At 69.4% G+C, this 25,928-nt stretch carries 22 protein-coding genes and 1 tRNA gene; 10 read left to right on the forward strand and 13 right to left on the reverse strand.

The annotated features are described in order from the left end of the window. The first annotated feature begins 10 nt into the window (after positions 1-10). On the forward strand, positions 11-1,675 hold the full coding sequence (locus L3Q67_RS08900) for an Hsp70 family protein (protein ID WP_499189064.1): 1,665 nt from the start codon (positions 11-13) through the stop codon (positions 1,673-1,675). Positions 1,676-1,715: 40 nt separating this feature from the next. Here the strand turns inward: L3Q67_RS08900 and L3Q67_RS08905 are convergent, their stop codons facing one another. The 3 genes from L3Q67_RS08905 to L3Q67_RS08915 form a co-directional block, all read right to left on the reverse strand. Further along, entirely contained in the window at positions 1,716-3,563 is a 1,848-nt protein-coding gene (locus L3Q67_RS08905) for a cupredoxin domain-containing protein (RefSeq protein WP_499189065.1), read from the reverse strand. Between the two features lie 65 nt (positions 3,564-3,628). Continuing rightward, entirely contained in the window at positions 3,629-7,582 is a 3,954-nt protein-coding gene (locus L3Q67_RS08910) for a ThuA domain-containing protein (protein ID WP_499189066.1), read from the reverse strand. 28 nt (positions 7,583-7,610) lie between these two features. After that, positions 7,611-8,630, reverse strand: coding sequence for a multicopper oxidase domain-containing protein (locus tag L3Q67_RS08915; protein ID WP_499189067.1), 1,020 nt, complete (start codon positions 8,628-8,630; stop codon positions 7,611-7,613). 440 nt (positions 8,631-9,070) lie between these two features. Between L3Q67_RS08915 and L3Q67_RS08920 the strand changes: the two genes are divergently transcribed. Beyond that, positions 9,071-9,631, forward strand: a complete 561-nt coding sequence (locus L3Q67_RS08920) for a dihydrofolate reductase family protein (protein ID WP_499189068.1) — start codon at positions 9,071-9,073, stop codon at positions 9,629-9,631. Positions 9,632-9,766: 135 nt separating this feature from the next. Continuing rightward, positions 9,767-9,916, forward strand: coding sequence for a hypothetical protein (locus tag L3Q67_RS08925; RefSeq protein ID WP_499189069.1), 150 nt, complete (start codon positions 9,767-9,769; stop codon positions 9,914-9,916). 2 nt (positions 9,917-9,918) lie between these two features. On the opposite strand, the gene L3Q67_RS08930 is transcribed toward L3Q67_RS08925, so the two are convergent. Continuing rightward, a complete protein-coding gene (locus tag L3Q67_RS08930; protein WP_499189070.1) occupies positions 9,919-10,425 on the reverse strand; it encodes a DUF1360 domain-containing protein in 507 nt (168 codons plus the stop codon). Between the two features lie 186 nt (positions 10,426-10,611). Between L3Q67_RS08930 and L3Q67_RS08935 the strand changes: the two genes are divergently transcribed. After that, positions 10,612-10,947: a hypothetical protein gene (locus L3Q67_RS08935; RefSeq protein ID WP_499189071.1), complete on the forward strand. Its 336-nt coding sequence runs from the start codon at positions 10,612-10,614 to the stop codon at positions 10,945-10,947. Positions 10,948-11,026: 79 nt separating this feature from the next. Further along, a tRNA-Lys gene (locus L3Q67_RS08940) sits at positions 11,027-11,102 on the forward strand. 63 nt (positions 11,103-11,165) lie between these two features. Here the strand turns inward: L3Q67_RS08940 and L3Q67_RS08945 are convergent. From L3Q67_RS08945 to L3Q67_RS08960, 4 genes are read right to left on the reverse strand one after another with little or no spacing between them, the layout of a single operon-like run. Continuing rightward, positions 11,166-12,308, reverse strand: a complete 1,143-nt coding sequence (locus L3Q67_RS08945) for a site-specific integrase (RefSeq protein WP_499189072.1) — start codon at positions 12,306-12,308, stop codon at positions 11,166-11,168. 44 nt (positions 12,309-12,352) lie between these two features. Next, on the reverse strand, positions 12,353-13,720 hold the full coding sequence (locus L3Q67_RS08950; protein ID WP_499189073.1) for a replication initiator: 1,368 nt from the start codon (positions 13,718-13,720) through the stop codon (positions 12,353-12,355). Further along, positions 13,720-14,064 (reverse strand): hypothetical protein, encoded by a 345-nt coding sequence (locus tag L3Q67_RS08955; RefSeq protein ID WP_499189074.1) that lies wholly within the window; start codon positions 14,062-14,064, stop codon positions 13,720-13,722. The genes L3Q67_RS08950 and L3Q67_RS08955 overlap by 1 nt, the downstream gene beginning before the upstream one ends. Continuing rightward, positions 14,057-14,611: a hypothetical protein gene (locus L3Q67_RS08960; protein WP_499189075.1), complete on the reverse strand. Its 555-nt coding sequence runs from the start codon at positions 14,609-14,611 to the stop codon at positions 14,057-14,059. Before L3Q67_RS08960 ends, L3Q67_RS08955 begins: the two co-directional genes overlap by 8 nt. Before the next feature lie 138 nt (positions 14,612-14,749). On the opposite strand from L3Q67_RS08960, the gene L3Q67_RS08965 reads away from it, so the two are divergent. The 3 genes from L3Q67_RS08965 to L3Q67_RS08975 all read left to right on the forward strand — a co-directional run bounded on the left by L3Q67_RS08965 (position 14,750) and on the right by L3Q67_RS08975 (position 18,232). Continuing rightward, complete coding sequence (locus L3Q67_RS08965) at positions 14,750-15,571, forward strand: sigma-70 RNA polymerase sigma factor region 4 domain-containing protein (RefSeq protein WP_499189076.1); 822 nt, start codon at positions 14,750-14,752, stop codon at positions 15,569-15,571. A gap of 4 nt (positions 15,572-15,575) precedes the next feature. After that, positions 15,576-16,370, forward strand: coding sequence for a hypothetical protein (locus tag L3Q67_RS08970; protein WP_499189077.1), 795 nt, complete (start codon positions 15,576-15,578; stop codon positions 16,368-16,370). 641 nt (positions 16,371-17,011) lie between these two features. Next, entirely contained in the window at positions 17,012-18,232 is a 1,221-nt protein-coding gene (locus tag L3Q67_RS08975; RefSeq protein WP_499189078.1) for an NAD(P)/FAD-dependent oxidoreductase, read from the forward strand. Between the two features lies 1 nt (position 18,233). Here L3Q67_RS08975 and L3Q67_RS08980 read toward each other — a convergent pair whose 3' ends face one another. Then, a complete protein-coding gene (locus tag L3Q67_RS08980) occupies positions 18,234-19,394 on the reverse strand; it encodes an alpha/beta hydrolase family protein (protein ID WP_499189079.1) in 1,161 nt (386 codons plus the stop codon). A 129-nt stretch (positions 19,395-19,523) separates the two neighbouring features. Between L3Q67_RS08980 and L3Q67_RS08985 the strand changes: the two genes are divergently transcribed. Beyond that, positions 19,524-20,135: a TetR/AcrR family transcriptional regulator gene (locus L3Q67_RS08985; protein WP_499189080.1), complete on the forward strand. Its 612-nt coding sequence runs from the start codon at positions 19,524-19,526 to the stop codon at positions 20,133-20,135. 919 nt (positions 20,136-21,054) lie between these two features. On the opposite strand, the gene L3Q67_RS08990 is transcribed toward L3Q67_RS08985, so the two are convergent. Next, positions 21,055-23,061 carry a glucosidase family protein gene (locus L3Q67_RS08990; RefSeq protein ID WP_499189081.1) on the reverse strand — a complete coding sequence of 669 codons (2,007 nt, stop codon included), beginning with the start codon at positions 23,059-23,061 and terminating at the stop codon, positions 21,055-21,057. Between the two features lie 135 nt (positions 23,062-23,196). Here L3Q67_RS08990 and L3Q67_RS08995 point away from each other — a divergent pair, with 135 nt between their 5' ends. Then, positions 23,197-24,177 (forward strand): LacI family DNA-binding transcriptional regulator, encoded by a 981-nt coding sequence (locus L3Q67_RS08995; protein WP_499189082.1) that lies wholly within the window; start codon positions 23,197-23,199, stop codon positions 24,175-24,177. Between the two features lie 12 nt (positions 24,178-24,189). On the opposite strand, the gene L3Q67_RS09000 is transcribed toward L3Q67_RS08995, so the two are convergent. From L3Q67_RS09000 to L3Q67_RS09010, 3 genes are all read right to left on the reverse strand, one after another. Further along, positions 24,190-24,804, reverse strand: coding sequence for an SRPBCC family protein (locus L3Q67_RS09000; protein ID WP_499189083.1), 615 nt, complete (start codon positions 24,802-24,804; stop codon positions 24,190-24,192). Beyond that, entirely contained in the window at positions 24,797-25,141 is a 345-nt protein-coding gene (locus tag L3Q67_RS09005; RefSeq protein ID WP_499189084.1) for an ArsR/SmtB family transcription factor, read from the reverse strand. The genes L3Q67_RS09000 and L3Q67_RS09005 overlap by 8 nt, the downstream gene beginning before the upstream one ends. Positions 25,142-25,208: 67 nt before the next feature. Then, entirely contained in the window at positions 25,209-25,838 is a 630-nt protein-coding gene (locus tag L3Q67_RS09010; protein WP_499189085.1) for a hypothetical protein, read from the reverse strand. Positions 25,839-25,928 lie beyond the last annotated feature (90 nt).

Here is a 25,928-nt window from a genome sequence, read left to right on the forward strand (position 1 = left end):
CGTCTGGCCCGTGCGTGAACTCGCTGTCGACTTCGGGACGTCCAACACGGTCGCCGCGCTGCGGACCCGGGGCGGGCCCGCGCGCCTGCTGCTGTTCGACGGGTGGCCCGTGCTGCCGTCCGCGGTGCTGCGCGGCCGTGACGGCACCCTGGTCGTCGGGCAGGAGGCGCTGCGGGGCGCCCGGCTCGACCCGGCGCGGTTCGAGCCGCACCCCAAGGAGCGCATCGACGACGGTGAAGTGCTGCTCGGTGACGCCGCCGTGCCGGTGGTCTCGCTGATCGCGGCGGTGCTGCGCCGGGTCGCGGCCGAAGCACCCGCGCCGGATCGGGTGGTCCTCACCCACCCCGCCGACTGGTACAGCTCACGCCGCGCGGTGCTCCTGGAGGCGGCGCGCGAGGCCGGTTGGCACGGGGACGTCCAGCTCGTCGCGGAGCCGGTCGCGGCCGCCACGCAGGCCGCCGACGTGCCGCCGGGGCAGGCGATCGCGGTGTTCGACATGGGCGGCGGCACCACCGACGTCGCGGTCCTGCGGCGGACGGGCACCGGCTGGGACGTGCTCGCCGAGGCGGGCCTGCCGGACTTCGGCGGCCGGGACCTCGACCACCTGCTGCTGGAGCACCTGGGCGCCGAGCTGAACCGCCCGAGCGACGCGGCGGGCCGTCGCGCGGCCCGTGCGCTCGCCGAGGACGTGCGGGCGGGCAAGGAGGCGCTGTCGCAGTACACGCAGACCGACATCCCGCTGCCGCCCCCGCTGCCCGACGCGCACCTGACCCGGCCGGAGCTGGAAACCCTCGTGGAACCGGCGCTGCGGCGGGCGGTCGAGCTGCTGGCGAAGACCGTGGGCACCACGCCGATCACGGCCGTCTACCTGGTCGGCGGGGCGACGCGCATGCCACTGGTGGCGCGGCTGATCAGCCAGCGGCTCGGGCTGCTGCCGACGATCGTCGATTCCCCGGAGACCAGCGTCGCGCTGGGCGCGCTGGGCCCGGCCCCCGTCATTCCACAGTGGACACCGATCATCCCGCCGCCGCCGGAGCTGCCGAGGTCCACGCCGATGCCCGTGCCACCGCCGGAGCCGAAGCAGTCGACGGGTGCGGTCGTCACGGCCATCGGCCTGGTCGTCCTGGCCCTCGGTGCCGTGACGGTCGCCGCGTTGCTGCGCCCGGACACCATCGGCACGGCGACCCCGATCGCCAGCACGCCCACCGGCGTCCCCAGCAGCGCGCCACCGGAACCCGCTCCCGCCGCCTTCCGCGAGGACGAGCAGTTGATCGCCTTCGCCGGTCCCGCCGCGGCGAAGGCCGACGACTGCGTGAACGCACTGGGCACCAACAGCCAGGGCGACCTGTACCAGGCGCGCAACCACGTGCGCTGCCGGTTCGAGGTCGACGGCGTCGCCTACTTCGCGAACTACCTGTCTTCGGACAACACGCAGACCTGCCGGCAGCTGAACCAGGAGTTCATCGACCTGCCGGACGCGCGGTGGCTGAGCGAGGACCCCTGGAGCGGCGGTGAGCTGACCGGGAAGTCGCACGACATCGAGACGCCCAGCGGGAACACCGTGCTGTGGTACGCCGACACGAATTCCCTGTGCGCCTTCTTCGGCGCCGGTACCGACCACAACCCGTCGATGGCCGACGTGCACCAGGCCTGGAAAACAGTCATGGGTGCGTAGCTCCCACTGGGGAATCCACGCACCCACGACCACAAAGGACTCAGACGGCGTTGCTGGTGTGCATCCCGACGTCGGAGTTGACCGCGGCGGTGACGATGCGATCCCGGTTGGGACCGGTCAGCACCCCGTTGGTGACGAGTTCCTTCGTCACCGCCTTCACGTGCCGCACGAACTTGGTGTGCGTCGCGTACTCGGCGTTCTCGGCGATCACGTCGTTGATCGTGCAGCCGTTGCCGATGTCGACGTTGCGCACCTGGCTGTCGATCCCCCCGATGATCACCGTCGAGCGCAGGTCGGAGTCGGGGCAGACGTCCTGACCCGGCCCGGAACCGCCCTTGACCACGGTGAAGGTGCCGGTGCGCTCGTCGGCGACGTTGCCTTCCTTGTCCGAGGCCCGGTACTTGACCGTGTGCGTGCCGACCGCGGTCACCGCGACCGGGGCCGTGTAGGCCGCCCACGCGGCGCCGTCGAGCTGGTACTCGACCTTGTCCACGCCCGAGCCGGTGTCGGTGGCGGTCAGCGTGACCGTCGCCTTGTCCACGTAGGCCCAGTTCGAGTTCTGCACCCCGGACACCGCCATCGAGGTCTTGGGCGGCTCGACGTCACCGCTGCCCTCCACGATGGTGAACGAGGACATGCCCTCCTCGGAAGCGTTGCCCGCCTTGTCCGTGGCACGGAAGTGCACCATATGCGCGCCGATCGCGGTCACCGGAACCGGTGCGGTGTAAGCGGTCCACGCCCCACCGTCCAACTGGTACTCGACCTTGTCCACACCGGACCCCTCATCGGTCGCGTTCAGCTTGACCGAAGCCGAGCCGACGTACGCGCCATCGGAGTTCTGCGTGCCTTCGACGACCGCGGCGACCACTGGCGGGGTGGTGTCCTCACCCGGGCCGGCTTCGACCACGGTGAACGAGGACATGCCTTCCTCGGAAGCGTTGCCCGCCTTGTCGGTCGCGCGGTGGTGCAGCATGTGCGCGCCCGGCGTCGAGACCACGACCGGTGCGGTGTAAGCGGTCCACGCCCCACCGTCCAGTTGGTACTCGACCTTGTCCACACCGGACCCCTCATCGGTGGCGGTCAGCGCGACCGACGCGGAACCGACGTAGTTCCCGTCCGCGTCCTGCTCACCGGTCACCTCGGCGGTGACCACCGGCGGGGTGGTGTCCCCGCCGCCACCGCCTTCGACGACGGTGAACGAGGACATGCCCTCCGCGGAGGCGTTGCCCGCCTTGTCCGTGGCGCGGTAGTGGACCATGTGCGCGCCCGCGGTGGTCACCGGAACCGGTGCGGTGTAAGCGGTCCACGCGCCGCCGTCGAGCTGGTACTCGACCTTGTCCACGCCGGAGCCGGCGTCGGTGGCGGTCAGCTCGACCGACGCCGAGCCGACGTAGTTGCCGTCGGCGTCCTGCGTGCCGGCGATGTCGGCGGTCACGGTCGGCGGGGTGGTGTCGTCGCCACCGCCGGGGCCCTCGGTGACGGTGAACTCGCCCTGCATCGAGATGTGGCCCGGCAGCGCGCAGAAGTAGCGGTACTTGCCCGGGGTCAGGGTCACCGTCAGTTCGTGGCGGCCCTTGTTCGCGTCGGTCGGGCTGGCGGTGATGTTCACCGCCGCGTCGTGGTTGTACCCGGGGGTCGACATGTCGAAGGTCAGCGTGTGCAGCATGCCGGTGTCGTTCCCGGTGGCCACGCTGTTCTCGAAGACGATGGTGGTCTCGCCGGCCACGGCGGTGGTGGGCGCGGAGGTGTACTTGGTGACGTTCTCGTCCGAGGTCCAGGTCAGCGTCTGGGCCGCGGCGACCACTGGCGACGACGCCGAGGCCGGCATCACCACCAGCCCCAGCATGGTCAGCACCGCGCCCAGCGCGGCGAGCATTCGTCGGGACATAGCGGGAAAAACCTTCCTGAAGGGCCGGCCGGTGGCGCGACGCGCACCGGCCGGCCGGCTACCGGTTAAAGCTGCCGCACCCGGATGTTGCGGAACTCCATCAGGTCGTTGTCACCGTGGTTCTGCAGACCGATGAACCCGTCGGCGAACTGCCTCAGGTCGGTGGGCGGATCGCCCGCCCGCGAGGACTGCAGTCCCGGGTTGTTGTCGAACTCGTTGATCACCTTGCCGTTGCGGATGATCGTGTAGTGCTGCCCGACAACCTTGATCTCGTACTCGTTCCACTGCCCCTTCGGCGTGGCACCGGACGCGTCGAGCGGGTTCGGGTCGAAGTTGTAGACCGAACCCGTCTTCTGCGGTTCGCCGGTGGCCCCGTCGTAGAGCTGGATCTCGTGGCCGCAGAAGATGGCCACCCAGGCCTGTGACGTGGCCGCCGAACCGGTGGTGCCGCAGCTACCCGGCGGCCGCTGGTCCAGCGGCGTGCGCGGGTCGGGGAACCGCACGAAGACCCCGCTGTTGGCGTTGCCCTGCGGTGCGATGTCCTTGAACTGCAGCTTCAGCGAGAAGTTGCCGAACTGCTGCCCGGCGTACCAGAGCATGCCCAGCCCGCCGCTGGGTCGCAGCGAGCCGTCCGGCTGGATCTTGAACTCCCCGGAAGGAGCCATTTCCCAGCCCTTCAACGAGGTCCCGTCGTAGATCGGGGTGTACCCGATGTGGCCGGGGTTCCCGATCGGCGAGTTCTGCGCGGCGGCGTTGATCTTGTCCCGCTGCTTGTCGGTGAGCACCCCGAGCTGCTTGAGGTTCCTGGTCGCGTTCTTGACATGGTCGACGAACCCGGCCTTGGTTGGCCAGGTGCTCTCGTCGTCGATCATGTCGTCGACCTTGCAGCCACCACCGGCGTTGTGGTTGGGCACGCCGGTGTCGGCGTCACCGATGGTCACCGTGGCCCCGGCGTCCGGGACCAGGCAGCCGACGTTCGCCGTGGTCCGCGAGACCACCTTCTCGCCGTCGGCGTAGGTGGTGGTCAGCTTCGCGGTGAACGGGCCGGTGCGGGTGTAGGTGTGCCGGGGGTTGGCCTCGGTCGACATGGTGCCGTCGCCGAAGTCCCACTCCCAGGACACGCCACCGGACTTCATCCCGTTGAACGCCACCGTCAGCGGCTTGCTCTGCACGTTGGTGTTCGTCGCCGCGGGCGCCGGGGTGGCCGCCCCGCCGGTGTAGGTGATCCGGATCAGCTTCTGGTTCGGGTCGAGGCTGAAGAAGCCGTTGCCGTAGTCCAGCAGGTACAGCGCGCCGTCCGCGCCGAACTTGGCGTCCATCCAGCTGAGCAGCTTCCCGTCACCACTGCCCGACGGGATGATCTGCCGCAGGGTCTCGGCGAAGGCGGGCGGCTGCTGCGTCGGAACGCCCGCCGGGTCCACCGTCACCGCGACGCGGTTCTGCGAGTTGGACTGGTCACCGATGAACCACTTGTCGTCCCAGTACTCCGGCCAGGCCACCCCGCTGTTGGTGTTCACCAGTTCGCGGTGGTAGGTCGGACCGGACATGACCGCCTGGCCGCCACCCTTGAGGTAGGGCTGGGTGTAGGTCGCGTCCGCGGCGTTGTAGGTCGGCACGGAGCTGTTCGGGCGGTTCGGGAAGATCGGGCCACCGCCGTCGGGCGAGTACCAGATCATGTTGTCCTTGATCGGCGGCAGGTTCACCAGGCCGGTGTTGCGCGGCGAGGTGTTCACCGGGTTGTTGCAGTCGTACCAGCCGGTCAGCACCGCGGCGTCGGAGCTGCTGCGGTCGCGGTACGGCTGCCGGTTGCCCATGCAGTACGGCCAGCCGTGGTTGCCCGCTTCGGTGATCACGGTCGCCGTCTCGTACTTCGCCGGGCCGAGTTCCGGGCTCGGCGAGCCCGCGTCGGGACCGACCCAGCCGGCGGTGACCCAGTTGGTGACCGGGTCCACCTGCAGGCGCGAGATGTTCCGCACGCCCATCACGTAGATCTCCGAGCGCGCCTTGTCGGTGCCCGGCGGGAACAGGTTGCCCGCCGGCACGGTGTAGGTGCCGTCGGCCTCCGGGTGGATCCGGACGATCTTCCCGTTGAGGTCGTTGGTGTTGCCCGAGGTGCGGCGCGCGTCCTGGAAGGAGACGCCCTTGTAGTCGGCGGTCCAGTTGTTGCCGGAGTAGCCGTTCGAGCCCTGCGACGAGTTGCTGTCACCGGTACCGATGTAGAGGTTGCCGTCCTTGTCGAAGGCCATGCCGCCACCGGCGTGGCAGCAGCTGTGGATCTGCGTGTCCCAGGACAGCAGGTCCTTGCGGGTGGCCTGGTCGATGGTGGCCTTCGCGGCGTCGTAGGTGAAGCGCGAAACCGTGCGCTTGCCGATCCGCTTGTCCTTGTCGATGGACTCGTACGGCATCCAGTAGACGTAGAACCAGCCGTTCTCGGCGAACTTCGGGTCCAGCGTCATGCCGACCAGACCCTCTTCGTTCTTCACCAGTTCGTCACCGGAACCCCGGTTGCCCATCACCTTGAGCGTGGTGAGCAGCTTGACCTGCTTGGTGGCCGGGTCCCACTGGTGGATCGTGCCGCAGCCGAGGCCCACGTTCGGGTTGTCCCAGCTGGGCACCGGGCCGGTCGCGCAGGCGGCCTTGCCGATGTAGAACACGCGGCCGTTCGGCGCGACGGTCAGCCCGTGCGGCTCACCGATCTGGTCCATCTGCCCGGCGGCGTTCTGCCCGGACAGCTTCTCCACCTTGTAGTTGGCCGCGATGGTCGCCTTGCAGTCACCGCGCACCATGCCGGTGGTCCACTTCAGCGCGCCGAGCAGGTGGCCGCGGAACTGGTCCTCGGCGTAGCTGGCTTCGGTGCGGCCCATGCCGGTGTAGAAGGACCGGCCGCCGTCGTAGTCACGGCACCAGGAGATCGGGTGGAACGGCCCGTTGGCACCCGGCCCCGGGTTGTAGCCCTTCTCCTCGACCTGGGCGATGGTGTGCACCTGGCCGACCGGGTTGACGTCCCAGTTCAGCCAGCGGTCGGTCCGCTTCCAGTTCAGCGGCAGGCCCTCGTTCGCCGGGTGGTGGCGGTCGAGCACGTTGACCGTGGCCTCGGCCGGCGCGGGCTCCGGCGGCGGCGGGGTCTGCGAGTTCGCCTTGTACAGCTCGAAGTCCGCCAGCTGGGTGGCCGACTCACCGGCGTTCGCGGTGATGTTCAGCCGGTAGTGCGGGTAGCTGGTGGTGTTGGTGAACTCGAAGGTCCTGGTCTGGAAGCGGTCACCGAAGACCTCGCCGGTGCGCTTGTCCAGATCGGTCCAGGTGGTGCCGTCGGCCGAACCCTGCAGGGTCCAGTCCTTGGGGTCGCGGCCGGCGAAGTCGTTGGCCGAGGTGAGCGAGTAGCTGCTGATCGCGGCGGGCGCGCCCAGCTGGTAGCGGATCCAGCTGCTCTTGGCGAACGCGAGCCACTTGGTGTTCTCGTTGCCGTCGGTCAGCTTGTCCTTGCCCTCGTTGGGCGGGTTCTCCGCGCTGGCGGTGACCGCCGAGACGGCCTCCGGAGCGGGACGGGCGCCGACCGGGCGGGCACCGATGAGCCCGGTGAACCAGGTGGAGTCGTCCTGCGCCTTGGCGGCGTCGGACAGGCCGAGGAAACCGCCACCGGCCTTCATGTAGTTCTGCAGCGCGGTTTCCTGCTCCTTGGACAGGGTCACGCCCTCCGCGGACAGGAACACCACGCCCCGGTGGTTCGCCAGGTTCGCCGCGGTGAACACACCCGGGTCCGAACTCGAGGTCACCGTGATCCCGTTGTCCAGGCCCAGCCGCGCGATCGCGTCGCTGGCCCGCAGCACCGGGTCCTTCTGGTCCGCCGCCGGGCCGTGGAAAACCAGCACGGAGACCGGCGCGGCCGCGGCTGCCGCCGGCTGCGCCTGCGCCACGACCGTGGTGGCCAGTGGCGCCGCGAGCGCGACCACCGCCCCGACGGCCAGCACGGCCGCCGATCGTCGCCGTTTCGACCAACTTGCCGAAACTCTTCGCCCCATCCCTGACTCCTTCATCTGTGGTTGGGAACTAGTGGTTGTGCGCGGTCGCGCTCGACTCGGCGGTGTGGCCCGAGTGGTCGTGGTTCTTGAACCGGTCGATGGCCTCCTGCGCGCCGGCCGGCATGCTGCCGTCGGGGTTGCGGACCAGGAAGATGCCCGCCATGCCCATGTCCGAGTGGTTCTGGACGTGGCAGTGGTACATCCAGGCGCCGGGCCCGACGCCCTCACCGGCGATGACCTGGAAACCGAAGGACGCGCCGGGGTCGAGGTTCTTGTTGTCGATCACGTTGGCGTGGTCGTTCTCGCCGTTGAGCATCCCGGTGCGGGTGTCCGCCCAGCGGTGGGCGTGCAGGTGGAAGGTGTGCGGGAAGATGCCGTGGCCGATGCAGATCCACTCGACCCGCTCGCCCTGGTTGGCTTCGAACATCGGGGTGTTCGGGGCGACCTTGTTGTTGATGAGCATGTCGTTGAAGACCACGGTGTACTGCCTGCTCGGCAGCAGGTCGCCCCGCTTGCGCACGATGAGCCCGCCGTAGAGGCCCTTCTGCAGGCCGACGGTGCCGTGGTCGGTGCCCATCGCGTGGTCGTGGTACTGCCAGTAGCCCGCGCTGCCCGGCATCCAGAACCCGTTGGCCGCCTTGTACTGCGTGCGGGTGCGCCAGATGTAGGTACGGGTCTCGCCCGGCTTGTTGAACGAGGCGTTGAGCGGGGAGCCGTCGGAGTCGGTGTCGTAGTTGACGCCGTGCGGGTGGATGGACAGCCGCTGGTCGGTGTTGTTGACCAGTTCGATCTCGAGGGTGTCGCCCTCGTAGATCTCCAGCAGCGGCCCGGGGATGGTGGCCTTGCCCGGTTCGAGGCCGTAGCCGAACTGGCCGCCGGGCAGCGGCTCGGCGTAGACGGTGATCTTGCGGGTGAGCCCGGCCGCGGCGGCGGCGTGCGGGGCGGCGGCCCCGGCCACCATGCCGGGGATGAGCACGCCCGCGGCGGCGGTGGCCAGCATCGAGCGGCGCGACAGCCCGGATCGGGCGGGCTGGGCGGCGTTGTCCATGGTCGATCTCCGTTTCGGGGACGGGGAGTTTTGGGAGGTCGGGAGGGGGCTAGGGGCGCGGGCCGGGTGGTTCGGGCCCGGCGGGCTCGGCGGAGTCGACGGGAACAGCGGGGATGACGGGGACGACACAGCGGCCGTATCGCCCCTGCGGCGACATCGTTGACATCGTTGACACCATTGCCACGTGCCTCGCCTTTCGACCCGGGCGTCCCTCTAGTGGCGCACGGACATCGCTCTTCCGACGAAATGAGAACAACTTATGTTGACTAGTGGCAAAAGTTAAGGGCTAAATGGCCTAACGGCAAGCACACGTACGTTCTGCTAGCACCCGTAGCTGAGCGTCACAGGAATTTCACGGAGAAAATCCGGGACGAACCTGTCGATGTGGGGCGTACCGGCTCGACGCAGTGGCAGACACACACCGAGCCGAGGAGCTTCCGATGGGCAAGATCGTCAACGCCACCTACATGACCCTCGATGGCGACATCAGCAACATGATGGACTGGCACTTCGAGTACTTCAGCGAGCAGGCAGGCAAGGCCGCGAGCGCCCAGCTCGCCGACGCCGACGCCCTGATCATGGGCCGCGAGACCTACGAGGGCTTCTCCGCCGCCTGGTCCTCCCGCGCCGGGGTGGACGAGTTCGCCGACCGGATGAACAGCATCAAGAAGTACGTGGTGTCGTCCACGCTGACCGAGCCGGAGTGGGAGAACACCGAGGTGATCAGCGCGGACGTGGCCGAGCGGGTGCGCGGGATCAAGGAGTCCGGCACGAACCTCCTGCAGTACGGCTTCGGCGACGTGAGCCGCCTGCTGCTGGAGAACGGCCTGCTCGACGAACTGCGCCTGTGGCTGCACCCGGTGCTGTCGGGCAAGGCGCAGCCCTCGGAACTGCTCTACCGGGACACGCAGCAGGCGAAGTTCACCTACAACGGCGTCGAGGTGCACGACACCGGCCTGATCATCCTGAGCTACACCCCGGTCAACGCGGCGCGCCCCTGAGGTCGACGTCGCCCGGGCGGCAGCCGGCGGACGCAGTGCGAGCCGCCGGCCCCGCCACCGACTCACGCTTGGACGGCATTCGCACAGTGGGCACGATCGTGCTCCGCGGGCGGCCCGGGCGCCTGGTTCAGCCAGGTGGCTTTCAGCAGGCACACCTCGTTCGAAGAGGCCACCTTCAGCGGCGACATCCGCTTCAGCGAGGCGACACTGGACGGGACGCCTTACTGGCCGCCGCAGTTGAGCCCCAGGCAGGCGGATCTGTTCGACAACACCGCGCCCGACTGAGGTCAGCCGGTGAGGTGCTTGGCTCGGTCGTAGCCGAGTTGCAGCAGGTCCGAGCCGGCGACGGCGGCCAGGACGGTGCTCACCAGGCGAGTCTGCCGGGGCGCCAGCACCAGGCCGGCCGACAGGCCCGTCGCGATCCAGACGGCGGCGCAGAACGGGCAGGTCAGCAGCTCGCCCACGGCGTGCTTGTGACCACCTTCCGGCACCGACTCGACCAGTTCCGCCTCGCCCGCCGGGGCTTCGTAGCGGGTGAACGGGGCCCGCAGCGGGCTGGTGACGGCTTCCTTCGTCAGCAACCGGCTGGCCTTGTGCGTGGCCACGGCGAGCAGCACCGTGTCACCCAGCCCGATCCGCTTCGGCAGGCGGGCGCCGGTGCGCTTGCCCACCAGCGCCAGCGCGCCGGTGAACACCCCGTAGGCGCCGAGCGAAAGCAGGTAGCCCGGCAACGGGCGTCGCTCGCCGTTCTCGTACCTCTCGCGCAGCCGCTTCAACCCGCTATCCGACTTCATGGCACAGGAGTGCCCACCCCGGGGACCGGCAAACCGCCCGATCTCATCTGTCCTTAATGGACAGTCAGGGCGGCCCGACTCTGGCACGATGACGTGGCGGAACCGACCGAAGTCGACACCCCGCCCTCGCCGCGGCCGCCACGAGCTCCGCCGCGCGGGGCGCGGACCTGGGGAAGAAGCGGCACCATGACGCGACCGGATTGGCCCTACCTCCCGCTGCCCCTGCACCCGGCCGAAGCGGCGGCGTGGAACGTCACCGTGGTGGTCGGCACGCTGGACCAGCCGATCGACCCCGCGACCGCCTGGGCGGTGGCCGAGCGCATGCACGGCTCGAACCTGCTCGACGTGCTCACCGACGACACGCGCGTCGGCGTGGCCGCCAAGAGCGACCTCGAGCTCTACCCGGCGCTCGAACAGGCCGGTGAGGCCTTCGTCGACGGCCTGGCCGACGCGGGCTTCAAGCTCCGCAACTGGGAGCGGGTCGAGTGGCTCTCGGCCGAGGTGGTCCGGCCCGAGCGGTGAGCCCGCCCCACCAGGTCCACTGTGGACCGGCACCCGGCCTGCCGGGGGCCCGGCCCCCGCCCGCTAGACTTCCGAGTACGGGCCGTTAGCTCAATTGGTAGAGCTGCGGACTTTTAATCCGTAGGTTCTGGGTTCGAGCCCCAGGCGGCCCACCATTTTTCCAGGTCAGCGACCTGCCTTCACCTAGGTCAAGATCATCCGGCCGGTCTACGGCCGGTTTACTCACTCGGCCGCAACGTCGTGTTCAGCGCGTCCGCGCCGCAACGGCTGACCGCGCCACGCCCCATGTACACATCCTGCGTCATCGACGGGTGCGCGTGTCCAAGGATGTCAGCGATCTGCCGGGCAGTCAGGCCAGCCTCATCGAGCAAGGTCGCCACGGTCTTGCGGAACGTCCGGAAGGTCACCCACTCGTAGCCAGCTCGCTGGACGAATGGCTTCCACGCACGATTGCGCACGTTCGAGGCTTCCCGGACAGTGCCGGTGGCGCTGGGGAAGATCGGCCCTTCCAGGTTCCCCGCCGTCGCACGTCGCTGGACGAGCATCGACACGCACCAGTCCGGCAGAGGGATGTCACGGTCCGCGTTCAGCGTCTTACCCCGGTTCAGGACCTTCCCCCGACCCTTCGCGCGGATGACATTTCCGGCCATGACGAGCAGGCGCCGATCCTGATCGAAGTCCGGCCAGTGGGCCGCCAGCGCTTCGCCCGTACGTTCCCCGGTACCCAGGAACAGCCGGGCCAGGTCCGGTAAGTCGTCCGCGATCGCCTTCTTGTCGGTATCCAGCTTGCCCAGCAGGTCAAGAACTTGATCGGCGGTCAACGCCCGCGGCTTCACTCGCTGGTGCTTGGCCTTCTTGCTCTCCAAGCGGCCGATCTCCCGGACAGGGTTCGCGTCAAGGGCGCCATGACGCACCGCGAACGCGCAGATCCCAGACAGGATGGCGCGGACAGTCTTCGCCGAGCTGACGCTGGATTCGTCGCGCACGCGACGGCACAGGCGATCGAATGCCGGTACGCCGACCTTGGGATTGTCGATCTCCCGCATCCGCAACTCGCCGACGCCCGGGACCACGATCGTCTCGAACCGGTTCCGGTAGGTGTCGATCGTCCCCCAGCTCTTGTGGCTGCGCTCGGCATCCTGCTCCAGCTCGCGGAGCCACTGCCGCCCGACATCGGTCAGCCTCGCCGCCGAGGTCACTCCCTCAGCAGCAGCGGGCGCAACCCAGTCGCGAATAGCTTCCTTCAGGCGGTTTTCCGCCTTCGCCACGCTGGCGCCGAACCGAGCAACCTCGTACGTTTTGCCGTCGAAGTCCCGGTAGAGGCACCGCGCGCGGAAGCTTCCAGGCTTCTCCTCGGTCACCCGGATCTTCCCGTAGGTGCCGATCGGCAGAGGCGGACGTCCCATCACGCTCCCCCTGAGTCGTCCTGGCCGTCCAGGCGACGTCTTGCGAGGTGGAGTTCGGAGTAGAGGGTGGCGATGGCGCGTTCGGCGGGGTTGCGGTAGCCGAGGCCGGTCATGGTCCAGTCGCCGACTGCGATCAAGTCAGTGTCGTCGGCGAGGCCGAGGGCTTCGCGTTCCTGGTCGAGGCGCCATTCGGCGCGGGTGCGGCGGATCTCGGTGAAGGTGGTCGAGTAGCGCCGGGATTTGGTCAGGAAGTGGCCCCGGAACCCGAGCATGTGCGCCCACTTGCGCAGGTTCAGTTCCGCGAACTCATCCAGGCCGCCGAGGTCCCAGGCGGTGCGCATGAGCTGCTTGTGGTGCTCGGAGACGTCGAGGGCGTCGATGTGCTCGGCGGAGCGGATGCGGCAGTCCGCGCCCTCGGTCAGGCCGGTGCCTTTGGTGGCGTACTTGGCGACGTATCCGGCGACGCGCCGGTCGTGCCAGCCCTCGGCCCCCGGGTCGGCGGTGCCGATGGGTTCGACGTCGACCTGGTCTCCCCAGCGCAGCACGCGGGAGCCGGTAGCCGTGGAATGCGGGGTGCGCACGGCGACCGCGACCGAGGCGTCTTCGACGATGGCGGTCAGCAGGTCGGTGTCGACTTCGGCCGGCGGGGGCGGGCCGGTAGGTCCGTCGGGGCCGTCGATGCGGATCACGGCGTGGAAGTGGATGAGGCCGCGCCGCTGGTATTCGGCGACCTTGGCGTAGGACAGGCGCAGCACGTGGCGCAGCTCTGCCGGGCGCAGGCCGAGGGCGCGGGCGAGTTTGCGCCCGACAGCGATGGTGAAGCGGCGCCACAGCTCTCCGGCGTGGGCTTGCCAGAGCACCGACCCGGCGTAGTCGTAGGACTGCGGGTCCAACGGTGTCCCCAGTGCACTGTCGTAAGTGGAATGGACGGTGCCGCAGCCGCAGCGGCGGACCTTGCCGTGGCGCGCCGGACGGGAGTGCACGCGCCCGAAGGACGGAGCGGTCAGGGTGGCCAGCACCCGCACGTGACCGGTCACCGTCTCCGGGACGCCCTTGCCCCCGGCGAGCCCGCAGCGGATCAGGTGGAACGTGTCGTGGGCGTAGTGAGCCGAGCAGGACTCACACACCGCCGCGCGCCGGTTCTTGCACGGCACGAACACACTGCCCGAGAACTCCGAGACCACCGCACCGTTGCCGTCGACCAGCGAGGTTGATCCGGCCATGCGCACCGGCTTCGCACACCCCCGGGCGGCCTTCACTTTCTCGGCCCAGGAGTCGAAGTCCCGGCGTGCCAGGACGTGCGCGACCTCGGCCGGGTCGACGTGTTCGGCGACCAGGCCGGTGATGGCAGCGGGAGTCAGCGGCATCAGGCAGCCACCACCGGCCACACAGGAGCGGACGCGAGCGCGCGAGCCGCTCGGGCTCGGGCACGGTCGGGCCACACCGCCCGCAGCTCGTCGGCGATCACCGGGCAGCCAGTCTCTCGGGCGCGGGCGGTGAGGTAGCGGAAGGCGGACGCCATCTCCCGCAGTGTGAGCAGGCCGGTCCGCTCGATCCCCAGCTCGACAAGGTCGGCGAGGCGGGCTCGGTTGCCCCGAAGCGACAGCGGCAACGGCCGCTCACACAGGTACAGCGCGAACCGACGCTCGACGGTGTCCAGCGCGAACGCCGGGCGCGCCGGGGCCGTCAGGTGCACGGCGATCTCAGCCACGGCCCATCACCGCGCCCAGCAGATCGAACTTGGCCAGCGAGGCGCGGTCCATCTGCTTGCGCGTACCCCACACACGCCGCATCTCCCTGAACCACACCGAATCCGGCAGGTCGGCGAGACCGTCGCACACCTTCCGCCACTCGGCAGCGACACGGCGAACCTGCTCCGTGCCGAGCGCCGCCACACCACGCAAGAAGGTCTCCGCCAAGAAGTCGACCGACTCATGCAACCCCAGCGCGACCCCTGCCGCGTGAAGCGCTACCTGCACCTCGGTCGCGTCGAACACGTGCACACCGTCCGGCAGCGAGACGACCAGGGCAGCGCCCCACCGCGACTCACGGAACCAGGACTGACCGAGCGGCACCCTGCGCGCGGGCGGCTGAGCAGCCGAGAAGACGAACGCACCGCCGTTCACCCACGCCAAAGACAAGCTCACAGGCCCGAACGACGACGAGTTGACGACCAACACCCGTCCCGCTCCGGGCCCACCGGGGCGCTCAGCGGACATCGTGTCTACCGGATGCCGAAACGCGGTTCCAACGTTCATGACGTCTACCTCCCGTGCCGGACTGGGTTTAAGGCCATAAACCCACGATATCCGGCGGTATCTGATGCGGTTTAGGGGGTGAGAACTCCAAGGTACGCCCGCTTGGCCACGCGTGTCAACACGTCTAAACTCGGGATGGTGAGCAACGAATTCGAGGACGTCCGCCGGGATCCCGACCCCCTCCGACAGGGAAGACGTGCTACTCAGTTGCTCACGATCTACCAGCAGCAGACGGCGGAGCTTGCCCGTCTTCGCCGCCACGCGATCGAGCGGGCGCATCGAGAGCTGGGGCTGAGCTACACGGAGATCGCCGACAAGCTCGGAATCACCAAAGGTCGCGTCTCACAGATCAGGAGTACGGCGCCGGTACCCGAACGCGCCTTCTTCGGTGTAGGACCTGTCGCGATCGGAGTGCCGTACCGCTACCAGGTCACTGACCGTGAACGGCCCTTGATCGCTGCGGAGGACGCGAAGACCGCAGAGCAGTTCGATCGGTTTCTGGACTCGCTGTCCTTCGCTACCAGCCGGTACCAGATCGAGCCGGACAGGAACACGCCTCCCGCAGGTGACGCCGTTGTGATTTGTGGACCGAAGTCGGCGCCCGTGGGCACTTGGCTGTTGGACCAAGACCCTGCTCTGCAGATGGTCGAGGCGGACGGTCGCTGGTGGATCGAGGAGCAAGCCTCGGGAGAGCGGCACGCTTCACCGGCTGACGACCCCACGCCCAAGCCCGCTGACGTCGCCTACGTGGGACGGCACGTGATGGACAACCGGGTGGTGGTGCACGTCGCAGGCATCCACAGCATCGGCTCTCTCGGCGCTACCGACTACTTGGTGAAGAACCTCGCATGGCTGTTCAGCACCACTGCGGAGCAGCCATGTTCGCTGGTGGTGAGGGCACGATACGACGACCTGAGCATTGTCCATAGTGAACTTCTCGCCGGACCATTTGTGTGGTGATCTGATGCGCGCGGTTGTGGCCCAGCTCCCAGCCTCAGAAGCCAGTGACGACAAGGTGTTCACGACACCGAATGCAGTGGCCTTGCTCGACGGAGCATCTGCGTTCCGCTCCGTCCCGGTAGCCCCGGCGACGTACGCAGCACAACTTGGTGCCCGCATCCGGGACGGACTTCTGGCCGAACCTGCTGGCGACCTCCGAACGATCCTCGGAAACGCGATCAAGCAGACAGCCGACGGGCTGGACCTCGCGCCAGGAGAGTCGCCGTCGAGCACGGTCACAATCGCGCGGGAGACAGACGGATGGCTCGACGTGCTTGCGCTGGGGGACAGCATGGCCATCCTGCCAGGCAAGGTGATCACCGACGACCGAATGGATGCGCTGGGCCTTGAGCCGCGCAGCGCCTACCGGGCTCGACTGTCGGCTGGCGCCGGGTACGACGAGGAGCACCGCGAGATCCTTCGAGACCTCCAGACTCAGCAGGCTGCCCTACGGAACCGAGAGGGCGGCTACTGGATTGCGGAGGCTGATCGGGAAGCAGCTCGCCACGCCTTCGTTGAGCGTCATCGAGCTGAGGAAGTGCCGTGGCTGGTCCTCGCGAGCGATGGCGCCTACGAGCCGATGAAGCATCTGGGGCTGGACGACTGGCCGGAGGTGTCCGCCATGGACTACGACGCGTTGCACGGACTCCTGGTGCAGTGCCAGGCGTGGGAATCGGCATTCGATCCCTCTGGAGAGTCCCTGCCCCGGGCCAAGCGTCACGACGACAAGAGCCTGGTGGCCGTGCATACCGGCGCGTGAGATGGGCAGTCGGTGAGAAGTTTCTCTACAGGATCAAGGCGGCCCCTCCGGGGCCGCTCGGCCCCACGCCCCTTGCCCCGGCACGAGCGCGCGCGGGGCGTGCGGCCTCCGGCCGGTCCCCGCGCGCCGGCCGGGGCGAGGCGGGCCGAAATAGCCGCGGGGAGCAGATCCAGAAGAACCGATGTCCTCGCCGGACGGGCAGGTCTCCGAGATGGTCGACAGAGGAGCGGCAGTCGCGTCCGTGTGCGGCCTGTCGCCATCTCGTCGACCTCCCGAAGGGCTATCGCACCGCGTCAAGGGGGCGGCTCCCAGAGGCACGTTCAGGCTGGCCAAGGTGCCCCCTTGACCCGGCACGATCGGGCGTTGCCAGGTCGACGAGATGGCGAAGAGGCCACCCACTTGTAGGTAAAAGGCCAAGATCATCCGGCCGATTTACTCCCGGAATTCAGCGATCATCGATGACAAACACTCACATACGACAATCATTTGCACCTGCGAAAGTCGCTGGTAACGAGCAACATTGGCAGATGTCCACAAAGGATGTGGCAGACTGAATGCTGAACCGTAGGTTCTGGGTTCGAGCCCCAGGCGGCCCACCATTTTCCCAGTTCAGCGCCCCCGTGCGGCCGTGGAGGTCGGTCATGGTCCAGCCCCGGTCGGCGGTGGTCGCCGGGGCGGGCGTGGTCGGGTTGTCGGCCGCGTGGTTCCTGCAGGAGCGCGGCGTCGAGGTGACCGTCGTCGACCGGACCGGGGTGGCCGCGGGTGCCTCGTGGGGCAACGCCGGGTGGGTCTCGCCCGGGCTGACCATCCCGCTCAACGAACCGGCCGTGCTGCGGACCGGGCTCAAAGCCCTGCTCGACCCGGCCGCGCCGCTGCGGATCCCGGTGTCCGCCGACCCGGCGCTCTGGGCGTTCCTCGCCCGGTTCGCGCTGAACTGCCGCTGGTCGTCCTGGCGGCGGGCGGTCCAGGCCAACCGGCCGTTGAACGACGGCTGCCTCGACGCCTACGACACCCTCACCGCGAACGGCGTCGACGCGCCCGTGAAGTCCGCGCCCATCACCGCCGCGCTGGAGACGCGCGGTCAGGCGGTGGAGCTGCTGCGGGAGTTGCGCAGGATGGCCGACGCCGGCGAGCCGGTCGAGCACGTCGCACTCGACCGGGACCAGCTGCGCGAGCAGCTGCCGCTGGCCGCCCCCACCCTGACCGCGGGCGTGCGGATCGGCGGCCAGCGCCACCTCGACCCCGGCGCCTTCGTCCACGCGCTGTCCCGGTCCGTGCTCGCGAGGGGCGGCAAGATCCGCACCTTCGAGGCCGTCGACCTGGACATCCGCGACGACGGGGTGGTGGTGCACGGCCACGCCGCCGACGTGCTGGTCGTGGCCACCGGCGCCTGGCTTTCCCGGCTGGCCGCCCGCTGGGGCGTGCGCGTGCCGGTGCGGGCGGGCCGCGGGTACTCGTTCACCGTGCCGGTCGACCGCCCGGTGCCCGGCCCGGTCTATCTGCCCGGCGCACGGGTCGCGTGCACGCCGTACCAGGGCGCGTTGCGCGTCGCGGGCACGATGGAGTTCCGCGAGCCGGACGCCCCCGCCGACCTCGCGCGGGCGGACGCGATCACCGCCTCCGTGCGCCCGCTGCTCGAGGGCGTGCGCTGGGACGAGCGCCGTGACGTCTGGGTGGGGCCGCGTCCGATGACCACGGACGGCCGCCCACTGATCGGGGCGGTCCGCCCGCGGGTGTTCGTCGCCGGTGGTCACGGTATGTGGGGCGTGGCCCACGGCCCGGTCACCGGCAGGCTGCTGGCGTCGTGGATCACCAGCGGTGAGCGGCCCGAAGCGCTGCGTGCCTTCGACCCGCTGCGCTGACTCAGCCCCGGAACTCCACGTCGGGGTGCTGCGGCGACGGTCCGTCGAACAGCGGTTGCGGGCGGTGCCGCAGGTGCTCGTCGAAGAATGCGGTCAGGTAGGCGCGCTGCGCGGTCACGCTGCGCCCGGCGTCCACCGTGCCCAGAAAGGGCGCCACCACGGCCGGGTCGAGGCCGAGCCGCGGCACCAGCGACTGGTGGTCGGTGTAGCTGAAGTGCTCCCCGGCGGGCAGGTGCAGTTGGCGGAGCCAGCCGCGTTGGTGGCGCAGGAATTCCTGCCACGACAGGTCCGATACCGCGCTGTGATCACCGGCGCTCATCAGCAGGAACGGCTGGTCCAGACCTTCGTCGGCGACGCGGCCGAAGTCGCGGTTCCCCTGGTGGTAGGCCATGCTGCCGTCGAGGTTGACGCCCGCGTCGACGCGCCGGTCGGCCACCATGGTCTCCCCGGCGGTGAACCCACCCGCCGAATGGCCGAACACACCGACCCGGCTCAGGTCCATCGCGCGGCCGAGACCCGGTGGCAGGCCGGGCTTTCCGCCGCGGGTCAGCACTTCCAGCTGGTCCAGCACGAACCGGGTGTCCTGCACGCGGGTGGCCATCATCAGCTTGGAAACCTCCACGCTGGACGGTGGCATGGCGTGCCTGGCCACCCGGCCGTCCGGGAACTCCACCGCCACGGCTTCGTGGGTGTGGTCGATGGCGACCACCACGTAACCCTGGCTCGCGAGTTCCTCCGCCTGCGCCGTGCCGAGCGCACGGGACTGCTTGCCCCCTGGCGAAAAGAGCAACACCGGCTGCCATCCGGCGGCAGGCGCGCCGACGCGGGCACGGGTGGCGAAATCGTAATCGAGCCTGCCGGGGTCGACGCCGATGGCCGCGGCGTCCTCTTCGGACGCGACTTCGGCCACCCCCGGTGACATGTAGGGCGCGACGGGTTTCCGGCTGGGCAGGGCTGGATACCGGATCGTGACCATCAACTCGCGGACCGCGCCCAGCACCCACGGGTCCTGGCGCGAGTGGTCGATGAGGTGCACTTCGGTTACGCCGACGGGATACCGCCCGGTCGGTGCGGGCAGGGCGGACCCGCTGCTCGCGGACGCGGCCGGGGCCGTCAGCGCGACGGCGGCGAGCACGCCCAGTGCCATGGCTCGTTTTCTCATGTGGCGAAGCTAGGGACCGCGGCGGTCCGGGCACATCGGGTGGATCACCGACCGCGACCCGGAGATCGGAAGTCACGCGGGAATCACAGTCGGTGCAGGTAGGACGGATCGCCGACTAGGCTCGCGCGGGTGACGAACGAGCTGGGTATGCGCGAGCGCAAGAAGCTGCGCACGAGGAACGCGCTCATCCAGGGCGCGCTCCGGCTCTTCCACGACAAGGGGTTCGACGAAACCACGGTCGCGGAGATCGCCGCGACGGCCGATATCTCCACGCGCACCTTCTTCAGCTACTTCGAAAGCAAGGACGACATCGTCTTCTACGACGAGCGCGCCCGGCTCGGGCGCTCGCTGGAACTGCTGACCGGCCGACGGCCCGGCGAGACCCCGGTCGAACTGCTGCGGCGGGTGCTTTCGGACGGTGTGCTGGACACTGATCTGGAACGCGCGCAACTGATCGCCTCGGTGCCCGCGTTGCAGGCGCGCGAACTGCACCTGCTCTTCGACACGCAGCGACGGCTCGCGCACGCGTTGCACCGCGCGTGCCCGCGGGAACTGGACCTGGTCGACGCCGCCACCGCGGTCGGCGCACTGGTGGGCGCGATCAAAATGGCGATCGCCGCCAGCCGAGGCCGCGGCGACGACGCCGAGGAAACCCGGAAAGCCGCCGAACGAGCCGCGGACATCGCGCTCGCCGGGCTCGACTCACTCAACGGAAACCGCGCAGCAGCACCAGAACGCTGACCAAGGCAGCCGCACGCAACCGCCAAGCGCACCCGCGACACCCACTCCAGTTGGCGGAATCGGGCAGGGGCAACAAATCACTGATCGGGCACGCCACCACAACCGCAGCCGAAGAAGGCGGCGGAAAAGCCCTCGCGACCCGCGCGACGCTCCACCCACTCGGCAAACTCCGTGCGGGGTAACGAATCGGCGAATGGGCCAGCCGCGGGCGTGCGGTGGCCTGCACCCGCCAATAGGCCAAGCGACCAGTGAGCCCAGTTACCCGACGGGAATCGAGAGGTGGCGCCAGGCCATCCGGACCGAGCGACGCGATTGGAACGTGCCAACCGGCGAAAGCGCGATCGAGCGCGGCAACCTACGCCGCCAATGACAGAGCCCAGCTATGCCCAGCCGCTCGACGGAATCCGGGTGCCGGTAACAAATCGACGAATGGACCAGCCGCGAGCGTGCGGCGACCTGCACCCGCCAATGGCCAAGCGACCACTGAGCCCAGCTACTCGACGGGAATCAGGAGAGGGCGCCAGGCCATCCGGGCCGAGCGACGCGATTTGAACGTGCCAACCGGCGAAAGCGTCGGCGAAAGCACGATCGAGCGCGGCAACCTACGCCGCCGATGGCAGAGCCCAGCTATGCCCAGCCGCCCGGCGGAGTCCGGGTGCCGGTAACAAATCGGCGAATGGCCAGCCGCGAGCCTGCACCCGCCAATGGTCGAGCGATCAGTGAAGCCCCAGCCACCCGGCGGGATCTAGGGTGACACTGAGCCATCCGCGCCGAGCGAACCATTTGGAACGTGCCAACCGGAGAGTGGCGGCACGCGCGCCTCAGTCCACTCGGCAGGAACTGAAGGTGGCACTGAGCCATCCGTGCGAGGCAACACGATTGGAACGTGCCAACCGGGGCCAGTGGCGGTACGCGCGTGTCAGTCCACTCGGTGGAAACCTTGTGGTAGTGACAGATCGCGGATGGAGCCATCGGCGTCTACAGAGACATTCAGGGTGCCGCCGCCTACTGGGAGGCCGCGGACGTCGAAGGCGCCGATCGGCGAGGGCGGGGGCGAGAGCGAGAGCGCGCCTGCCGGAATATCCACCTGCAAACCGAGGAAGGTTCGCAGTAGGACAACCGCCGAGGCGGCGGACCAGGCTTGCGGGCGGCAAGAAGCGCCGTACGGCAACGGAATCGGTGAGTCGTCCGCGCTGAAACCGGCGTACAGCTCGGGCATTCGGTAGTTGAAGGCGTCCGCGGCCGTGATCAGTTGGGCGCCCAACTGGGCGGCGGCGCGACCGTGCCCCGCGCGGGAGAGGCCGTTGACGACGATCGCGGTGTCGTGGGGCCAGACCGAACCGCAGTGGTAGCTCAGTGGCGAGTATCCGTCCATTGTGGACGACATGGTGCGCAGGCCGTAGCCCGCTGCCAGGTCCGGGCCGAGGAGGTGTGCGGCGATGGTGGCGGACTCCGCTTCACTAACCAAGCCGGTGCCGAGCAGGTGGCCGATGTTGCTGGTCAACGCGTCGACCGGCACCTTGTCGCCGTCGAGGGCGAGGGCCGGGAAGCCGTTGACCCAGAACTTCTCGCGGAAGCGCGTGCGCAGGCCGGCTGCCCAATCGACAAGGCCGTCGGCCGGTTCGCCCAGTGCGGTCAGCAGGCCGGCCGCGCGGACCACGGCTTCGTGTTGGTAGCCCTGGACTTCCGACAACGCGACCGGCGGCTCGGCACGCCGTCCGTCGGCGAAACGGACCGCGTCGCGGGAGTCCTTCCAGCCCTGGTTCGCCAAGCCACGGCCGGTTTCATCCAGGTATTCGGCGAAACCGTCGCCGTCGGTGTCGGCCAGCTCGGTGATCCAGGTGAGCGCGGCACGCAGGTTCGGCAGCAGCTCACGCACGCGCTCCTCGGCCAGCCCCCAGCGCCACGCGTCGTGCAACAAGCACACCCACAGCGCGGTCGCATCGACCGTGCCGTAATACCAAGCGGGCAGCGACATCCCGCGCAGCTTGAAGTCGGCGCGACGACGTTCGTGCAGGATTTTGCCCGGTGCCTCGCCGGTGGCCGGATCGTGCTCACGTCCCTGCGAGCGCGCCAGCGTGCGCAGGGTTCCGGCGGCGAGGTCCACCGAGACCGGCAGCAGCAGGCGAGCCGCCCAAATGCTGTCGCGGCCGAAAAGCGTGAGGTACCAAGGCGCGCCCGCGCCCGCGAAGACGTCCTCCGGGTGCTCGCGCTCGGCCAGGAGCAGGCCGGTGAGGTCCGCCAGCGAGCGGTTCAGGAAGCTGGTGAACCGGCGGTCGTCCGCGCGCACCTCAGGGGTCGCGAGCACCGGCGCACCCGGCACGAACAGCGGCGCCTCGTCGGTCACCGAGACCGACCAGCCCAGTCGCGTGGGCGCGTCGACCGTCCAGCAGGCCACGACTTTCCCGTCCCGCAACGAGAACTCGGCGCCCTCGGCGACCACGTGACTGGTGAGCCCGCCGGATTTCCAGAAGACGCCCGAACCTTCCAGCACGGGCGGCACCGGCTCGCGCGAGCCGCCGCCCTTGATCTCTTCGATCGGCGCGAAATCGGCCGACAGCGTCAGCTCCACCACGCAGCGCACCGGCGCGGACGCGGAACTGGCCAGCTCCAGTTCCTCCTGCATGCCACGCGGACCGGCCGTCCGGTGCCGCCGCAACCAGACCGTCGGATCCGGTCCCGGATCGCCGAACCCGCGCAGGAGCCCGGTGAACTCGCCCCGGTCGGCCCCCGGCTCGGTGAACCCGATCGGCTCCGCTTCCCTGCCGTCGACCGTGACCACGGCCTCCCCGAGCACCCGCAGGTCACCGTGCAGCACACCCTGGGTTCCGGCGGGCCGGAGCTGCCCGTCACGACCGGAGAGCACCACCGTCGGCGCCCGCAGCGCGATCGCGAGGTCGTGCAGCAACGGCTGCTTTCCGGACATGCGCACTCCTCAGCACTGGGGAGCCACCATTTGAACGATCCAATGGAGGCCGTGTCAAGCCTGCCCCGGCTGTTGACAGCAGCGGCCGCGCTGCACGACATTGATCGTTCAAACCCGCACACGGAGAGGCTGGACATGGGCGGCAGAGCCACGCTGAACTCGGTGGCCGCGGCAGCGAACGTGTCGCGGCAGACCGTCTCCAACGTGCTGAATTCACCCGAACTGGTCAGCGAGGAGACCCGTGAGCGCGTGCAGGCCGCGATCGACGCACTCGGCTACCGCCCGCACACCGCCGCCCGGCAGTTGCGCACCGCACGCTCGCAGATCATCGGGCTCCGGCTGAAGCCGGCTCGCGGCGGCGTGCTCGACCAGTTCCTGCACTCGCTCACCGCCACCGCCGAGCGCCACGACCACCGGATCATGCTCTTCGCCGCGAACGACGACGAGGAGGAAACCCACGCGTACGCCGATCTTGTCGCCTCGGTCGGGGTCGACGCCTTCGTGCTGACCGGCACCCACCACGGCGACCTGCGCACCCGCTGGCTCCTCGACCGCGGCCTGCCCTTCGTCACCTTCGGCCGCCCGTGGGGTGCCGAGGACGACCACCCGTGGGTGGACGTGGACGGCGCCGCCGGTACCCGGATGGCCACGGATCACCTGGTGCACAACGGACACCGGCGGATCGCGTTCGTCGGCTGGCCGGAAGGCTCCGAAATCGGCGACGACCGCCGCGCCGGCTGGGCCGCCGGGCTCGCCGCCGCCGGTATCGACGCACGTCCGCAGGCGTCGGTGTTCGATGGCGTCGCGGGTGGCCGGGCCGCCGCCGCCGAACTCCTGGACGGGCCCGCGCCGACCGCCTTTGTCTGCGCCAGCGACTCGCTCGCGTTCGGCGTGGTCGCCGAACTCCGCGAACGCGGCCTGCGCCCAGGCGCGGACACCTCGGTGATCGGCTTCGACGACACCCCGACCGCCGAGGTGCTCGGGCTGAGCAGCGTCGCCCAGCCGATCACCGAGGTCGCCGCGGAATGCGTCCGCCACCTGCGCGCGGTGCTGCGCCAGGAGTCCAAACCCACCGCCGTGCTGCTCACGCCGAGGTTGATGCTGCGCTCAACCTGACTCACCCCAAGGTCAGGACGAAGGGTTGTAGTGCTCGTGTGCGGCTTCCGCCGCGGTCTTGAGTTCAGCGGGCTCGACGCGGCCTTCGGCTTCCAGGACGGCCATCCACGCGTACACGGCGGCACCCGCGTACTCACGTGATTCCGGCGTGTCGTGCTCGGCGGCGGAGTCGGCGAAGACCTCGCCGTCCAGGTGCCGCCGCAGGCCGAGGACCGCCTGGTCCCAGCCGGGGCCGACCGAAAGCGTGCCCGAATCGGGGAACAGGCCGCCGGGCACGGTGTGCTCCAGCACGAGCACCGTGGTGTCCTGGCCACCGCTGGTCAGCTCCACCGTGACGATGCTGTTCTCGTCCCCGAAGGTCACCTCGAACGACGTCGGCGGTTCGCAGCGGCGGATCTCCCCGCCCGCGTTGCCCTCCAACTGGAACGAGCCGCCGGCCTTCAGCTCGCCGGTGATCGGCAGGAACCAGCGCGGGATCCGCTCCTCGTTGGTCAGCGCGTCCCAGACGTCTTCGACTTCGGCCTGGTAGGTGCGGGTCAGGCGCAGCGCGCGCACCTCGCCCGCGGCACCCGGGCGGTTGGCGACCTCGCGGCGCACCGCGTTGATCTGGTTGACGATGTCAATCACGTGACTGGCCCTTCCGGCGTTCGCGTTGGCCCCGGGCCAGTTCGGTGCCCAGGGCGTCGAGGTGCTGGTTCCAGAACCGGCGGAAGTGCGCCAGCCAGTCGTCGACCTCACGCAGCGGCGTGGTGTCGACGGCGTACAGGCGGCGGGTGCCCTCGGCCCGGACGGACGCGAACCCGTTCTCCCGCAACACTTTCAGGTGTTGCGAGACCGCGGGCTGGGAGATCCCGAACTCCGCGCGGATGACCTCGGTCACCGCCCCCGAAGACTGCTCGCCGGTGGCGAGCAACTCCAGGATGCGGCGCCGGACCGGGTCACCGAGAACGTCGAACGCGTGCACCGGCCGACTATCTCAGCATCGACTTATATAAGTCAAGGCTTCCGGAAGGCGAAGCAGCACCCGGGCCTCAGCGCACGCGCACCAAGCTGATGCCCGCCAGCACGAAGAACACCAGCACCACGAGTGCGGCGGTGCCGCCGCCGGTCGAGCTGGTGAGCGTCTGGTCGACCGCGCCGGCCAAGCGGATGCCGCAGTCGGCCACCACCCAGTGGCGTCCCGGCTCGATCCGGGTGAATTCGACCTTCGTGCCGAACACCCCGGCCGCGTCGGCGACCGCAGCCCCCACGGGCAGGCCGTCCGAGGTCAGTTCCACCTTCCCGCCGGGGTCGCAGCCGGCGCCGGAGGCGGCGAGCGGGTCACCCGGGTTGACGCTCGGGCGGTCGAGCACGAGCACGCCGTCGGCGGGTGGCGGCGGTTCCTCGGCCACCGACGCCGGGGTCTCGATCGCGGGCGGCGGCGTGGTGGTCGTAGTCGTTGTGGTCGGAGGCGTCGTAGTGGTGACCGGGGGCTTGGTGGTCACCACCGGGGGCTTGGTCGTCGTGGTGACCGGCGGCTTGCTCGTCGGCCCGAGCACGGTGAACACCGCGGAGGCACTGAGTTCCTGCGACGCGCAGACGCCCTGGACGGTGTGCGCGCCCGGTGCCGCACCGGCGGGCACGCTCGCGCCGACCGAACCGCTGCTCGCCGGGGCGACCACCGAAGCCAGCGCCGATCCGTCCCAACTGAACGCAATTGTCCGACATTTTCCAAATCCGGCCCAGCCGATGGTGAATTGACTACCCGCCAT

It is taken from the genome of Saccharothrix sp. AJ9571, assembly GCF_021725495.1.
GTDB lineage: Bacteria > Actinomycetota > Actinomycetes > Mycobacteriales > Pseudonocardiaceae > Amycolatopsis > Amycolatopsis magusensis.